The organism is Streptomyces sp. NPDC007095, assembly GCF_040634475.1.
GTDB lineage: Bacteria > Actinomycetota > Actinomycetes > Streptomycetales > Streptomycetaceae > Streptomyces.
The window spans coordinates 1-13,496 of record NZ_JBEYFS010000008.1; the positions used below are offsets into that span (position 1 = coordinate 1).

The window sequence follows — 13,496 nt, forward strand, 5'->3', positions numbered from 1 at the left end:
CGTGGAGCCGGTCGGCTTCGCGGGCGGTGTTCCAGACCAGGTCGGCCAGTTCGCCCAGTGCGGTGCCGCGTTCCTGCCGCTGGTGGCCGAGGAGCTGGTAACCGTCCTCGCCGAGGGCCCTCCGGAGGGCCGCTGCTCCTGGTGACAGGCCGGTCTCAGCCAGCGGGTCTGGTTCCGAACGGGCTGGCGCGGCGGGAGCGTTAGCGCGAGGGGCGGTGCTTTGGATGCGGCTGGAGGTACGGGTCATGGTGATACGGGTCCTTCCCGTTGCGCGGATGAGGTGGAGGTCAGAGGGTTTCGCCGTAGCGGCAGGTGCTGGTGTGGCCCTGATCGTGGGTGAAGGTGTCCGGCAGCGTGTCCGTGTGCGGGAGGTCCTCGGGCGTCAGCGGCGCGCGGGCCAGGTGAGTGCCGAGGTCGGCCAGGTGCCGGATGGCGGCGAGCGGAACCTGGCCGGAGCATTCGGGGCACGGGCCGAGGAGTTCGAAGGCTTCGTCGTCGTAGATCGGGAAGCGGGCGAGGGAGACGTACTTTTCGCTGGTGTCGGGGCAGGTGGCGGTGGCCAGGACCGGTTCGCCCGGGGTGGTGCGGCGGCGCAGCCAGTCCGGGGCGGTGGTGATCTGGTCCAGCCCGAGGCCGAGGGCGGCGGCCAGCCGTACCGCCGTGCGGGCGTGTTCCTCGCCCCGGTAGCGGCCGTGCGGGCTGACGGCGGTGTTGTGGCGGGTGAACACGGCGGCGGCGTGGGCGCGTTCGGCGAGCGAGGTCATGGGAATCGGTCTCCTTCGCGGTGGAGGTCGGGTGCGGCGGGGGTGCCGCCCCGAGCGGTGCCGGGGCGGCGCGGGGGGTCAGGGGGTGGTGGTGGCCAGGGCGGCAGCGGCGGCCTTGCCGATCGCGGCGGCGACCTGGGCCGGGTCGGTGAGTTCGAGCACGGTGGCGCCTGGCAGGGGGTGGGGCTCGGGGGCGAAGGCGAGCCAGAGCACCGCGCATCCCGCCGCGCGCAGGGCGGCGATGCGTTCGGCGGCGGGGGCGGCTTCCTCGGGCCGGTAGTAGCCGTCGGAGGCGATCACCAGCAGGCGGCCCGCGCCCGGTGTCGTGAGTCCGAGCCCTGCGCTCAGGGCGTCGATGGCGTCGGCGAGACTGTGGCCGCCGCCGTCCGCGTCGAACTCGGTCACCCTCGCGGGGACCCTGCCGGGCACGGTGATCGCGGTCAGGGCCCGGCGGTAGGCGATCGTGGCGCTGTGGGAGTCGGGGTCGGTGAGGGCCGCGGCTTTGGCGACGATCCAGGCGGCCGAGGCGATCGGTTGGGCGGCGGCGCGCATCGAGCCGGACACGTCCACCGCGATGCCGACGCGCAGCGGCGGGGTGGGGCTCTGGCGGCGCTGGGTGCGGATCCAGGGCTGGGCGGTGGGCGTGGCACCCGCCGCCTTCTGCGCGTCCCGGGCGAGGGCGCCGCGCAAGTTCAGGCGTCCGGGCGGGGCAGCCGAGGCCGTGACGGTGACCGTACGTTCCCGGTAGGCCGCTGCCCGCAATGCCCGCGCGAGGTGCCCTGCCGCCGTCTTCTCGGCGGGCGTGGGCGCCCGCGTGCCGGTCACCGGTGAGGCGGCCCGGCGGCCCCTGCCCCGCTGGCTCTGGGGGGTGAACGGCCGCGCCCCGGGCGCGAAGACCTTCTCGGCCGTCTTCTCCGCCTCCCGCTGCTGGGCGGCCCGGTCGGCCTTGGCGCGGGACCGGGCGGAGCGGGCCGCATCGACCCGTGCCTGCGCCGCCCGGTGTCCGGCCTCGTTCGCCCTCACCGTGGCGGCGACCGTGCCGATGGCCTCGGCCAGTTCGCCTGTACGCCCGGCTCGGGGGTCCGGGGCTGGTTCGGGCTGATCGGGTGGGGCTCCGAGTGCCTGGCACCATGCGCGGGCGTGTTCCAGCATCGCCTGCCCGTCCTCGTCGGTGGTGGTGTGAGCGGCCGTCCAGATCTGGGCGAGGGTTTCCAGCAGGTCCTTGCCGAGGATGCTGGTCACGGTGTGTTCCAGGGGCTGGGTCTCGTCCGGGTCGAGGATTCCGGCGTCCCGGCGGGCGAGGATCAGAGCTGCGGCGTACGCAGCCTGCCACCGGTCACTCGGTGTCTGGGCGGTGAAGTCCCCGAGGACCAGGGCGTGTACGGCGCTGCGCAGAAACGTGCGGTCGGCGGGGCGGCGGGAGAGGTGGGCGTGTTCGGCGCGGGATTCCTCCAGCATCTGGGCCGCCGCATCCAGGGCCGTGCCGCGCAGCGGGGGCGGGGTGGTCCAGCGGCTGTGCGCGGCGTGAGCGGCCTCGTGGGTGAAGGCGCCCCAGGCTACCGGGTAGTTCTCCTCGTCGCCGGGCCGGGTGGGGTCGATGGTGGCCGGGTTCAGCGGGGCGAAGAGGGCGGCGTCGATCTCCAGTTGCACGGTGACCGGGTAGAAGGCCGCCGGGGCGCCGGAGCGGGTGCCGTGCTCGCAGGTGACGATCACGTCCTCCCGTCCGGCGAGTTCGGGCAGCCGTTCCCCCAGGGCGGCAGCGATGCGCAGCCACTGCCCGGCCTGCGGGCCGGGCCGCGGTTCGTATGCGGGGCCGCCGTCGTCCTCCCAGCGGGTCAGTGCCTGTTCGGCTTCGGTCAGTGCGGGCGAGGCGGGCAGGAGGTGGGCGGGTGCGGGCATGGCGGTTCGATCCCTTCCAGGAGGAGGTGGGGGTGGGGGTGGGGTGTCGGCCAGGGCCGGAATAAGGGGGAGGCGCGGCGGGGTGCCGGGGGTGAGGGTCAGAGCTGGCGGCCCAGGGTCAGGGCCGTGACCGGTCGGCCGATCGCCTTGGTCACGATCTCGGCCACCGTGTCCCGGTCCTCCAAGGGGGCTACGCCGACCAGGTTGGCGAAGGCCGCCTCGGTGCCGAGCACATCGGCGATCTTCTGGAAGGCGATCAACTCCCGTAGCTGCGGCGCCCACCCGACCTCTCCGGCCTGCTGGCTGACGGCGAGATGGCGGGCGATCCGTACGGCCGTCCGGTTGATCTTCAAGGAGGCGGCGAGGTCGTAGTCCGAGCCGACCTGGACCTGCACACTGAACCGGCTCGCGAGGGCCTCGGTGAGGACCGCCCCGTGCACGCCCGGGTTGTGCCCGGCGATCACGTAGAAACCATCGGCGGCGCTGATCGCTTCGCCCTTGTGCGCCTTGACCTGGATCTGCCTGCGCCCGTCCATCGCCGGATACAGGGCGGCCAGCACCTTCGGAGAGATCAGGGTGGCGTCGTCGAGGAGCAGGGCCCGGCCTTCCTGCATCGCCGTGACGAGCGGCCCGTAGACGAACTCGTACCCGCCGTTCGTGTCCTGCGTGTACTCGCCGATCAGGTCGCCGACCGTGGTGTCGCCGTCCCCGGCGACCGTGATCAGGTCCGGGAAGGCCGCCTCGATCAGGGAGGTCTTCCCGGTGCCCGGCGGCCCGTACAACAACACCGCCACCTGCGCCTCCCGCAGGCGCCGCAGCGCCTCGACGTCCGGCAACTGCGCCAGCGCCCTGGGGTGGTACTGCTGCCCGTTCGGGCGGGTGACCGGACCGGGCCGCCCGGTCGGCGGAGGAGCCGCAGGCGCCTGCGGGGCTGCCGGTCGCGGCACCAAGGGCGTGCAGCTCGGGGCGGGCGGCAGCGGTACAGCATGCTGCGCTGCGGTGGCCGTCGCCGAAGTCGACCGATACATACGCGGTTTGGAACCGGACCGCTCCGCCTCACCCCGGCACACCAGCGTCTCGCAGGCATTGCCGACCGCCCCGCCCGAATGCCCCAGCCTCCTCGCCAGCTCCGTCACGGTGAACTGCGCGCCCGGGCTCGCGACCAGGATCTGCGCGATCCTCGCGCGCAACTCCCCCGGGCGCGCCTTGGCGCCCATGCTGGACGGAGCCCCTGCCGTCGCCGTCGCCGCTGCCGCTGCCGCTGCCGGGGAATTCGGCAGATTGGCGGCGGACTGCTGCGGCGCGGAGCCGGGAGGCGGAGGCGTGGCGGTATTCGTCATCACAGGAGCCCTTTCACCGATTACCAGAGGCCGACATATTCGAATTCGAAAGTGGCCACTTTTGGACACACTCCACCCGTCATTCTTTTCCGAGTGGACCCCGTGGGCAGGTTTTCCATTCCTACCCCTTCCGGGAACAATTCAAATATAGCTCGACCCGCACCCCACCTGAAGCGATATTCCGGCTTGATAATGCTGGAATTCTCGCGAATTCACGACGGGAATTCAGGAGAATTACGGAATGCGCGACGCCTTGCGTCGTGCGCCGCCGCCCGCACGACCGATCCCCAGGCGCCCGCACCTGCTGACATCCCCGAAATTCGAGTGCGCGCGCGAATGCACGGCCCCAGGCACGGCGCCCGGCGCCCTCGGCTGCGCCGGGGTGCCGCCACGCCTCAGGCGTGAACCCAGGCCAGGGCCTCGGGCCGGGGCCGGCTGGCCTGGGAGTGAAGGCTTGTAAGGAAAAGGAAGGAAGGAGAGGAAGAGCTTGTCAGCCGTAGACGCGAGAGGCTGGGGAAACACCACATGCAGGCAGGTACACGGAAACAGGGCCGGGCCATGACGGTGGGCAGATCGGGACAGGTTCGCGTACCGATATGCAGGCTGGCCCGTTCCGCGATGGCGGATCGGGCCGTGACCTGTGCCTACGTACTCCCCAGGGTGCTCCTGTGCAAGCAGGACAGCGGGGTGGATCCCCGTGGTGGGAGGGCAGTCTGGACGGGTGGGAGGACTTCAGCGTCTGGCGGCCTGGCCGCGTCCCGGTGCCCGGTGTGCCGGTTGACGGCTCTCGTGCAGGAGGGCAAGCGTTGCGGGCTCGGGTTCGGCGTCGATACCGGCGAGGCGCTCGGTGAGCAGGCCGAGGGTGCGGTGGGCTGCGTCGTCGCGGCCCAGGGCGAGCTGGAGCTGGATGATGCGCCGGTAGACGCGTTCGTTTTCGGGGTCGAGGTCGGCGGCCCGGTTGAGGAGTGCGAGGGCCGGTTCGGGGTCTGCGGAGTGCTGCGCCGTGTGCTCGGCGAGCAGCATCAGCGCGTCCAGGGCGCGGCGGTGCAGCGCTGTACGGAGGCCGTGTGCCCACAGGTAGTCGGCGCCGTCGCACAGCGGCCCGGCGTAGACGTCCGTCGCGTGTTGGAGTGCCTCTGCTCGCGCGTATGGGGAGTCGGCCGAGGTGGCTTGCTTGAGGGCGTCGGTGAGGGCGGCGACGTCAGTGGAGATGTATTGCGGGTCAAGGCGGTGCACCTGTCCTCTGAGGGCCACGAAGGCCACTTCCTTTTTTCCTGTCGCCCCGCGGAAGACGCGGCGGGCAGCGCGCCGCAGGTTCTCGATTTCCCCCTTCGCCTCGTCCGGGTCGTCGGCCAGTTGCATTTTCTCGGCGATTTCCTCACCACGTAGTCCGTCCCGGTGTGCGGCGAGCAGAGCAATAAATTCCCTGGTCTCCTCTTTCCTCGTGTCGGCGAGTGTGCATTCTTCGCCATCGACAAAAATTCTAAATCCGTCGAAAAGGCGGATATGCACCGTGCGGGTCGGTGCGGCCCCTCCCGGCTCGGCCTTGGCCGTGTGCGTCGACGGGCTTTCGCAACTCGGCGTGGGCGCAGGCGCGGGTTCCGGCTCCTCTGGTTCATCCCCGGATTCCGGAGGCGCGGGTTGGCGCCCGTGGGCCGCGTGCAGGGTGTCCAGAATCTCGGAGGCCGCCTCGGGCGCGAGGAGGAACATGATGCCCCTCGGGAGGGCGGCGAGGCTGCCGGTGGCGGTACCGTCGGCCGCGACGGTCAGCCGGTGCCCAGAGGCACGGCTTGGGCCGAGGGTGACAACGGCGAGCTGGCCGGAGGTGGCCCGTGCCGCGAGCGCCTGGAGGCGGACGGGATCCTCGTCTGCCCCGTCGACCAGAAGGACGTGGAGGGCGGGCATGCCGTGCGCCAACGGCTCGGTGTCCAGGTGCTGTTCGTGGCGAGCGTGCTCCAGCAGGGCGTGCTCAGCCGTCTCCAGAGCCTCGGAGGCGGACTCGGTAACCCTCCAGGCTGGGGTGAACTCGTCTGCCCCGGGCAGCAGCCGGTGCAAGGTGGCCTGCGGGACGACCAGTCGTACGGACGGCGGAGCGGGACGAAGGCGCTGCGCGGCGCCGGCGATGGCCATTGCCAGGTGGCGCGCGGCGCTCTCAGCACCCGGGCCGGCCAGCTGCACTCCCCCGGGTACGGCGAGGGCGTCGATGCGTACTTCGCGGCCGGCGTGCTCGGCGACGGTGACCGTGCCCGGCTGCCCGGGTTCTGCAGGGGCCGTACGCCTGGGCAGGTCCTCGGGGTTGTGATGCCGAGCGGCACGGGTGGCGAGGTGGGCCTGGTTGCTGCGGTGGAGGGCATCGCCCAGCAGCAGGTCGTCGTCCTCAAGGGGTGCGGCGAGAGCGTCGACACGCGGCGTACGGCGGCGGGCAGCGTGCCACCGGGCGAAGCCAATGGCCGCCGCGATGCCCGCCGCGGTGGTGACACCGATCGTGGACGCGATCCCCAGTCCGATGGCCACCGGGCGCTGCTCCTGCCCCCGGCGGCCATCCTGCTGCTGAGGGTCTGTCTGCCGCTGCTTGTTATCGCTTTCGCCGCGGCCGGAGGGCTGATGCCCCTCCGGCTCAGGAGCCGGAATCGACGGGTGTGGAGGCCGAGCAGGGGTTTCGACCGACGGCTGCGGCGGGCGAGGTGCGGGCGCTTCGTACACGGGCAGGTGCAGCCGCCAGCCAGGCATGATCAGGTCCGGGTCGGACAGCAGCCTGCCGTCGGATTGCCGGACGGCGCAGCTGAGTTGGTAGATCTTCGGCCAGAGCAGGGGGTCGCCGAGGTGCTGCTCGGCAATGTCCCACAGCGTGTCACCGGGTTGCACGATGTAGGTGACGTGCTCGGGCTCGGCGGCTCGCGCGGGGGGCACGTGCAGGGGCGCAACGGCCGCGACCGGCTCAGCAGCGGGGTTCGTGGCAGGCACAGTGGCGTGCGCGACGGGCAGACGCCACAGGCCGATCAGGGCGATGAGCAGGGTGCCGACGAGGAGTGCGGCGGCGGCCCGGTGGGCGGGCAGCGTCGCGGTGCGGCGCCGAAGAAGTGATGTATCCCGTACGAGTGCGGGCAGGCGCCGCAGCAGCCAGAGTGCCTCGCGCAGCATGGTGGCTGTGAAGTACGTCCAGCAGGCCCAGCCCACCAGCGCGAGGACCTGGAGAACGAAGGGGTCGCTGATCGGCTGCCCGAGGCGCCCGGCCAGGTCGTCGAACGAGGTGACCTGGCCGGGCCAGGGCACGCCGACGGCGACGACGAGGACGTACGGGATACCGGCCACGGCGGCGGCGAGTGCGCTGCCGCAGGTGAGGAAACGTACGGCAGCAGTCAGCCGACGGCCGGTGCGGCGAGCCGCATACCGTCTTGGCATCAGCGGCCGCCTTCCGCGTCTTCGCCCCAGGGGGTGGTGGCGCCGAGTTCGATGTGCGCGGTCGCGGACGCGGTGGTCGTCAGCCGCCCAAGGCCGATCAACGAGAGAACCTGGGTCTTCTGGATGTGGGTGACGCTGACCTGTACCTGGTCCTCGCGGACCTGCACGCGGGCAGCGTCGCCGACCGCAGCGACACGCCCGCGAGCGACTGCGGCGGCCGTCGCGGCGTTGAGCCGCATGCGGTGGGTGGCACGAAGGTAAGCGAGGTCGACCTCCTGGCAGGCGGCACGGGCAGCCTCCTGCGCGGTGTCGGCGGCGCGCACCTTGCCCGCCAGGGCGAGGCCGCCGTCAATGACCAGCCCGGCGAACAGGAACAGCCCGGCCACTGACACCACCACGACCGCGGTGACCTGCCCCGAGTCGCCGCGCAGCGCGTCCCGTCGGCTCTTGCGTCTCATGGCTCCACTCCCCGGTACAGGTCCACTACGGAGGCGGCCGACGCCGTAACATCCACGCTGCGCAGGCCCGGTACGTCGAGGGCGGCGCGGCAGGTCACCGTCACCCGCACCACACCCCCGGGGACGAAGTTGCCCAGCGCAGGATTGACCCGGGGGCCGGTGCACGAGGATCCGGCCCCGGCCAGGCTGCGCGTGGCCGCCCCGCCGGCCTCGGCCCGTGCCTCGTCGGCGGAGCGCGCCAGTGAGGCGGCGCGGGCCGCCTGGTGCGCGGCTTCGTCGGCGTCCAGGCGCGCGCCGACGAGCTTGCCGAAGGCGACGGCGACCAGGGCAAGCAGAATCAACAGCGGTGTCACCAGGACGAGTTCGGTCGTAGCCGACCCGGCGTCCTGTGATCTGCACGGCTGAGTGGGCAGGCGCATCCGGTCACCCCGCAGTCCATCTCTCGGTCGGTCCCACGGCGTGCCCGGCCACGCGCAGATGCAGGCCCGGTACGACCACGAGGACCTCGCCCTCCACATCCGCCACAACATTCGCGGCGCCGCGACTGACCTTCGCCGTTGGGTGCTTGAGCACCCGGCCGCCGAGCAGGCGCAGCGTGGCCGCTGCCCGCGCGTCTCCGGCCGCCGCAGTGGAGTCCTGAGCGCGGGCGGCCGCCAAGGCCCGGGAGGCGGCCGTCTGCGCGATGTGCTGGGCGTGCAGCGCGAGCGCGAACTGCACGATGAACAGCAGCAGGATCATCAGCAACGGCACCACGAGCACCAGCTCGGTGCTCACAGCCCCGCGGTCCGCCAGCCGCTTCGTACGCCGTCGGTATCGTCCTCTAGCCAAGGTCGATTCCGCTCGCCTTGGCGGTCACCTTGCCGACGATGATGCCGATGACCGCGATGCCCATGATGACGAGCAGGGCGGTGACGATGACGGTCTCCGTGGAGTACCCGGCGTCCTGGGCCATCCTCCTTCTGAGTCGCCGCCCCCAGCGGCGGGTCCGGGCGGCGATCGAGCGGACGTTCACAGCAAGCTCCGTTCCGTAGTGGGGATGTGTGGCCTACAGCCCGGCGAGCACGTTCTGCAGGGCGGGATAGCCGATGAAGACGAGGAAGCCCGCGAAGAGGACGACAACGGGCAGCGACATCCGTTCGGTCGCGGACTGCGCGGCGCCGTCGGACTCGGCCAGGCTCCGGGTGCGCATCGCGGCGGCCTTGGCCTCCAGCGAGATACGGACCTTGGCGCCTTCGCTGCCGGCGAGTGAGACCGCGGCCGCGAGTTCCGCCAGTTCCTGCACCCCGGTGCGTGCGCCGAGTTCGCCCAGCTCGTGCCAGACGTTCGTCCGCCCGACCTCCGCTGCGGTCAGGGCACGGCGCAGCTGGGCCGCGCCCCATCCGTGCGGATTGGCTCCGGCGTCGGCCAGGGCCTGGTGGATTCCGGCGCCGCCCGCCAGGGCGATGACGACGAGGTTGAGGAACACGGACAGGGTGTGGCGCAGTTCCTTGCGGCGCTGTCGGGCGGTGGCCCGTACCGACAGGTCCGGGGTGAAGAACAGCACCGCCCCGGTCATGAGAGAGCCGACGGCCGTCAGCTGCACGCCCAGCCCGCTCCCGGTCAGCGCCCACCACAGCAGCGAGGCGACGCTCGGCGCGAGGAACCCGGCGAGAAAGGCGGCGGCCTTCTCCGCCAGGAACCGCTCGACAGGCACCTCGGCGACCGCCAGATCCCGGCGCAGACTCCGGGTGGGCAGGCCAAGGGCCTTCAGCGTCGGCACAGCCCGCTGCCCGAGCCGAGACGCCCAGCCCTCGCCCTGTCCTGCCCCGGTCGCCGGCGAGGATACGGCGGGAGACCTGCCAAGGAGCGCAAGGGTGTCGGCAAGTGACGCACGGGGCGGATTGATGCCGTACACCGTCAGTGCCAGGAAACCGCCGAGCCCGAGCCCGAGGAGAATCACCGTCATCGGACCACCACCTCCCCGGCCGTGGGGCGTACGCCTTTGAGGACCCGGGGTTCCTCCTCCATGGTGGCGATCTTCATCAGCCACCAGAAGGCGACCGTGAACAGGCCGCCCACCAGCGCCAGCACAAGCTGCCCCTCGGCGCTCCCGTACGGGTCCAGGTAGGCGCGGTTGAGGACGACCAGCCCTGCGGCCATGCCCAGGGTCGTGCACGTGATGACGCGCACCGAGGTTCGCACCCGACCGCGCCCGGCCTCGGTCTTCAGCCGCATGGTCACCTGTTCCCGAGTGGATGCCGCCAGCTGTCCGAGCAGTGCGGCGAGTTGGCGGGCCTGCCGTTCGGCGGCCATGACCAGCGCGGCGGTGACCATGTCGCAGGTCGCGTCGTCCACCTCGTCGGCGAAGACGCGCAGTGCCTCGCCCAGCGGCTGCCCGTCGTCGATTCGGGCCGAGAGGCGGGCGGTCTCCTCCCGCAGGGCGGGCGGGGTGACGGGCGCGGTGGCGAGGATCGCCTGCTCCAGTCCGGCCGCCGCCGACAGGGTGTCGCGCAGCATCTCCGCCCAGACCGCGACGGCTTCCAGCTTGGCCGTACGTGCCGCCGCCTGCCGGTCTTGTCCCAGCAGCCGCGGCAGCGTCAGCACGCCCACCAGCGCGAGCAGCCCGGCAACCGGCCAGCCGGTGACCGTCCCGGCCAGGAGGGCGGCCACCGCCGCGGCCAACCACTGCCGCCCGCTCGCTTGGAGGGGCAGCCGCCACTGCCGCACGGCGCGCCGGGCGTGCGTGCGCGGCAGAGCGCCGTACACGATGAGCCAAACCGAGAGCGCGAGCCCCGCTCCCAGCAACAGGCCGATGAGCGCACCGTGAGTCATGGAGTCCTCCACCGCTCGCCACGCAGCAGCGCCACGTCCAGTCCGGCATCGACCAGCTCGTCGAAGGTCTCGGTACGCACCGGCGCCCCCGGCACAGCCCGCCCGTCGGGTCCGGGCTTGTAGACCTCGTTGGAGACGATCTGCGTACCGTCCGCGTCCACGACCTCCCGGATGGAGTCGATGGCGCGCCGCCCCTCCGCGTCCCAGCCCACGTGCACCACGAAGTGCACGGCCGAGGCGACCAGCAGGTTCGTCGCCTCCAGCGACAGCCGCTCCGGCGACTGGGCGGCGTACGCGGCAAGCTTCGTGAACACCCCGCGCGAGGTAGAGGCGTGGATGGTGGAGAGGGAGCCGTCGTTGCCCTGGCTCATGGCGTTGCACATCGGCACCACCTCCGGCCCCCGGATCTCCCCGACGATCACCCGGTCCGGAGACATCCGCAGCCCCCAGCGCACCAGCTCCGCCTGATCGACGACGCCCTCGCCCTCCAGGTTCGCCTCACGGGCCTGCAATGCCATGACATTCGGGTGCGCCACCGTGTCCTCGTGCAGGCCGAGTTCGAAGGTGTCCTCGATGGTCACCAGCCGCTCGTAGGTCGGGATCACCGAGGCCAGGCCACGGGCGAGGGTGGTCTTGCCGACGTTGGTGCCGCCCCCGATGATGATGTTCTTCCGGGCCAGCACCAGCGCGGTCAGAAACGCCGCCAGCCGCCGGTCGCACACGCCGAGGCGGTCGACCAGGTCGTCCATGGACACGCGCTTGAAGCGATGCCGACGGATCGTCAGGCCCACCCTGTGCGAAAGCGCCATCACCGCGAACAGCCTTGAACCGTCCGGCAGACAGACATTCAGGCTCGGCGAGCCCCGGTCGAAGCGCCGTTCCTCCAGACCCGAACGGGCCGCGATCTGCCGTACGAGATCGACCAGTTCACCATCGGAGGCAGCCACCGGACCGCGCTGCTCCTCAGTACCGTCGGCATAGCGGACGAAGACCTGGTCCGCGCCGTTGATCTGGATATTCTCGATCCGCTCGTCCCCCAGCAGCTCCTGCAGCGGACCGAGCCCGAACAACGCCTCCATCACCAAGCGCTCGATGGCCTCCCGTTCGTCGTCACTCAAGGCGGGCTTGCCCACCCGGAGCCGGCCCTGGTTGTGGGAGGCGATCTCATCGGCGAGCAGCTTCCTCGCCAGCGTGCGCCGTTCACCGCTGCTCTGCACCGGCAGTCCGGCCTCGCTACGGGAGTGCGCGAAGCCCGTCAGATTCGCCGCGATGTTCTCCCGGAACTTCTCGGCGGCCATGCCCTGGTCCATCACCGCGTCCCACCCTTCTCCAAGGACCGCAGCGCCCCGGACCGGCCGAGCAGCGGCCTGGGCAGGGCGCGTGAGCCGAGCTGTGCCAACTCGCCGCACAGCCCCCCGCGCGATACGCCGCTGTCCGCCCCAGCCAGCTGCCGGGCCAGGACGAACACGGCCCTGGCCAGCGGCGAACGGCGCCAACGCCCTTCGGCCACACGCGCGGCTCCGGCGAAGGCGTCTGCGGCCCGGACGTCCCAGGGCAGCAGATGGATCTGATCCCGCTCCATCTCCAGCGCCTGGGCGATGTCGGACTCGGAGTAGCGGCACGGCCCCACCACGGCCAGCTCCGGCCGGGCCCCTTCCAGCCATTCGGGGCGAGCGGCCACATGAGCCAGCGCGTCCGCGCTGCCCCGGGCCACCAGCACCAGACGGTCCGCCGCCCGCGCCAGCTCCCGCGACGCAGCGGAACCGAGGTGCCCCAGATCGAGCAGCACCATCCCCTCACTCCCGGCATCACCCCGCAGCGCAGACGGGCACGCCGCGACCTCCGCGACGCTCGCCACGGCCTGATCCGCTCCGGTCGGAGCCACTACCACCCGCAGCCCGCCGGCGACCTCCTGCGTACAGCCGTCCAGGTCCCTCTCCGGCCCGCCCTGCCGAGCCCCGGCCGCCAGCGCGAGCAGCCCCACCATGTCCGACAACCCGAACCGCACAGCGAGATCGCCACCAGACGCATCCGCCTCCACCACCACCGGCCGCGCCCCGCCGTCCACAGGCCACGCCGCGGCCAACGCCAGAGCCAGCGTGCTCGCCCCCGCCGCTCCCTTGAGTGAACCCAGCGCCACGATCTGTCGCATCAGGAAACCGCCTTCACCGACGCGCTGAGCACCGCGACCCTCGGGTCACTCATCTCCGCCACCCGGCGCACCGCCCCGGCATCCACGAGCACAGTCACCGCGCCCTTGCCGGACGCCGACTCCGGCCGCCCCACCGCGTTCACCACACCCAGCACCGGATCCGGCGCCTGCGCATCCGCGTCACCCGCCGTACGCCCACCCGGCGGGACGCCGGGCACCAAGGCAACCCGCTGCCCGGCCGCCAAGCCCGCGGGCAGCATCCCCGGCTCCACACCAACGACGACCAGCGCCTGCCCATTCGGCGGGAACCCAGCCGCGTCCCCCACCAGCCCGGGCGCGAGCAACTGCCCAGACACCAACGGCACTACGGCCCGCCGCCCGATCACCGCATCCCGCTGCCCAGCCCGCACGACCTGCGTGGCGTCATCCACACCCAGCCGTACGACGCCCACATCGCGCGCCTCGATCACCTCACCCGCAGCAACCGGACGCACCACGGACAGCACCGGCTGCCGCTCCCCGGCGCTGCCCACCGTCCACGCGACACCGCCCGCACACGCGATGGCCCCGGCGACACCGAGCGCGACCAGCCCCGGCCGCCACCGCCGCGGCGCCCCCACCGGCCCGCCACCCGCAGGAGGACCCTCGGCCGACTGCCGGGGCGGCCGCA

At 72.1% G+C, this 13,496-nt stretch carries 13 protein-coding genes; all 13 read right to left on the minus strand.

Going from position 1 to position 13,496, the window contains the following annotated elements:
* Positions 1–287: 287 nt before the first annotated feature.
* Positions 288–764, minus strand: coding sequence for a hypothetical protein (locus ABZ656_RS04500; protein ID WP_360264410.1), 477 nt, complete (start codon positions 762–764; stop codon positions 288–290).
* 78 nt (positions 765–842) lie between these two features.
* On the minus strand, positions 843–2,663 hold the full coding sequence (locus ABZ656_RS04505) for a hypothetical protein (RefSeq protein WP_360264413.1): 1,821 nt from the start codon (positions 2,661–2,663) through the stop codon (positions 843–845).
* Positions 2,664–2,761: 98 nt separating this feature from the next.
* Complete coding sequence (locus ABZ656_RS04510) at positions 2,762–3,880, minus strand: AAA family ATPase (protein ID WP_360264585.1); 1,119 nt, start codon at positions 3,878–3,880, stop codon at positions 2,762–2,764.
* 855 nt (positions 3,881–4,735) lie between these two features.
* Positions 4,736–7,405 carry a BTAD domain-containing putative transcriptional regulator gene (locus ABZ656_RS04515; protein ID WP_360264416.1) on the minus strand — a complete coding sequence of 890 codons (2,670 nt, stop codon included), beginning with the start codon at positions 7,403–7,405 and terminating at the stop codon, positions 4,736–4,738.
* Positions 7,405–7,863 (minus strand): pilus assembly protein TadG-related protein, encoded by a 459-nt coding sequence (locus tag ABZ656_RS04520; RefSeq protein WP_360264419.1) that lies wholly within the window; start codon positions 7,861–7,863, stop codon positions 7,405–7,407. Before ABZ656_RS04520 ends, ABZ656_RS04515 begins: the two co-directional genes overlap by 1 nt.
* Positions 7,860–8,282 carry a TadE/TadG family type IV pilus assembly protein gene (locus ABZ656_RS04525; protein WP_360264422.1) on the minus strand — a complete coding sequence of 141 codons (423 nt, stop codon included), beginning with the start codon at positions 8,280–8,282 and terminating at the stop codon, positions 7,860–7,862. The genes ABZ656_RS04520 and ABZ656_RS04525 overlap by 4 nt, the downstream gene beginning before the upstream one ends.
* A 4-nt stretch (positions 8,283–8,286) precedes the next feature.
* Complete coding sequence (locus ABZ656_RS04530) at positions 8,287–8,637, minus strand: TadE family protein (RefSeq protein WP_360264425.1); 351 nt, start codon at positions 8,635–8,637, stop codon at positions 8,287–8,289.
* Positions 8,638–8,683: 46 nt separating this feature from the next.
* On the minus strand, positions 8,684–8,815 hold the full coding sequence (locus ABZ656_RS04535) for a hypothetical protein (RefSeq protein WP_282190007.1): 132 nt from the start codon (positions 8,813–8,815) through the stop codon (positions 8,684–8,686).
* Between the two features lie 93 nt (positions 8,816–8,908).
* Positions 8,909–9,808 carry a type II secretion system F family protein gene (locus ABZ656_RS04540; RefSeq protein ID WP_360264429.1) on the minus strand — a complete coding sequence of 300 codons (900 nt, stop codon included), beginning with the start codon at positions 9,806–9,808 and terminating at the stop codon, positions 8,909–8,911.
* On the minus strand, positions 9,805–10,674 hold the full coding sequence (locus tag ABZ656_RS04545; RefSeq protein ID WP_360264432.1) for a type II secretion system F family protein: 870 nt from the start codon (positions 10,672–10,674) through the stop codon (positions 9,805–9,807). Before ABZ656_RS04545 ends, ABZ656_RS04540 begins: the two co-directional genes overlap by 4 nt.
* Positions 10,671–11,984 (minus strand): ATPase, T2SS/T4P/T4SS family, encoded by a 1,314-nt coding sequence (locus ABZ656_RS04550; RefSeq protein ID WP_360264435.1) that lies wholly within the window; start codon positions 11,982–11,984, stop codon positions 10,671–10,673. The genes ABZ656_RS04545 and ABZ656_RS04550 overlap by 4 nt, the downstream gene beginning before the upstream one ends.
* Positions 11,984–12,826: a hypothetical protein gene (locus ABZ656_RS04555; protein WP_360264438.1), complete on the minus strand. Its 843-nt coding sequence runs from the start codon at positions 12,824–12,826 to the stop codon at positions 11,984–11,986. Before ABZ656_RS04555 ends, ABZ656_RS04550 begins: the two co-directional genes overlap by 1 nt.
* The gene (locus ABZ656_RS04560) at positions 12,826–13,332 is read right to left on the minus strand and encodes an SAF domain-containing protein (RefSeq protein WP_360264441.1); all 507 of its coding nucleotides are present in this window, start codon (positions 13,330–13,332) and stop codon (positions 12,826–12,828) included. Before ABZ656_RS04560 ends, ABZ656_RS04555 begins: the two co-directional genes overlap by 1 nt.
* Positions 13,333–13,496: the final 164 nt, after the last annotated feature.

Excerpts from the sequence above, each read along its gene's own strand:
- ABZ656_RS04500 (WP_360264410.1), bottom strand. The coding sequence starts at position 764 with ATGACCTCGCTCGCCGAACGCGCCCACGCCGCCGCCGTGTTCACCCGC.
- ABZ656_RS04505 (WP_360264413.1), bottom strand. The coding sequence starts at position 2,663 with ATGCCCGCACCCGCCCACCTCCTGCCCGCCTCGCCCGCACTGACCGAA.
- ABZ656_RS04510 (WP_360264585.1), bottom strand. The coding sequence starts at position 3,880 with ATGGGCGCCAAGGCGCGCCCGGGGGAGTTGCGCGCGAGGATCGCGCAG.
- ABZ656_RS04515 (WP_360264416.1), bottom strand. The coding sequence starts at position 7,405 with ATGCCAAGACGGTATGCGGCTCGCCGCACCGGCCGTCGGCTGACTGCT.
- ABZ656_RS04520 (WP_360264419.1), bottom strand. The coding sequence starts at position 7,863 with ATGAGACGCAAGAGCCGACGGGACGCGCTGCGCGGCGACTCGGGGCAG.
- ABZ656_RS04525 (WP_360264422.1), bottom strand. The coding sequence starts at position 8,282 with ATGCGCCTGCCCACTCAGCCGTGCAGATCACAGGACGCCGGGTCGGCT.
- ABZ656_RS04535 (WP_282190007.1), bottom strand. The coding sequence starts at position 8,815 with ATGGCCCAGGACGCCGGGTACTCCACGGAGACCGTCATCGTCACCGCC.
- ABZ656_RS04540 (WP_360264429.1), bottom strand. The coding sequence starts at position 9,808 with ATGACGGTGATTCTCCTCGGGCTCGGGCTCGGCGGTTTCCTGGCACTG.
- ABZ656_RS04545 (WP_360264432.1), bottom strand. The coding sequence starts at position 10,674 with ATGACTCACGGTGCGCTCATCGGCCTGTTGCTGGGAGCGGGGCTCGCG.
- ABZ656_RS04550 (WP_360264435.1), bottom strand. The coding sequence starts at position 11,984 with ATGGACCAGGGCATGGCCGCCGAGAAGTTCCGGGAGAACATCGCGGCG.
- ABZ656_RS04555 (WP_360264438.1), bottom strand. The coding sequence starts at position 12,826 with ATGCGACAGATCGTGGCGCTGGGTTCACTCAAGGGAGCGGCGGGGGCG.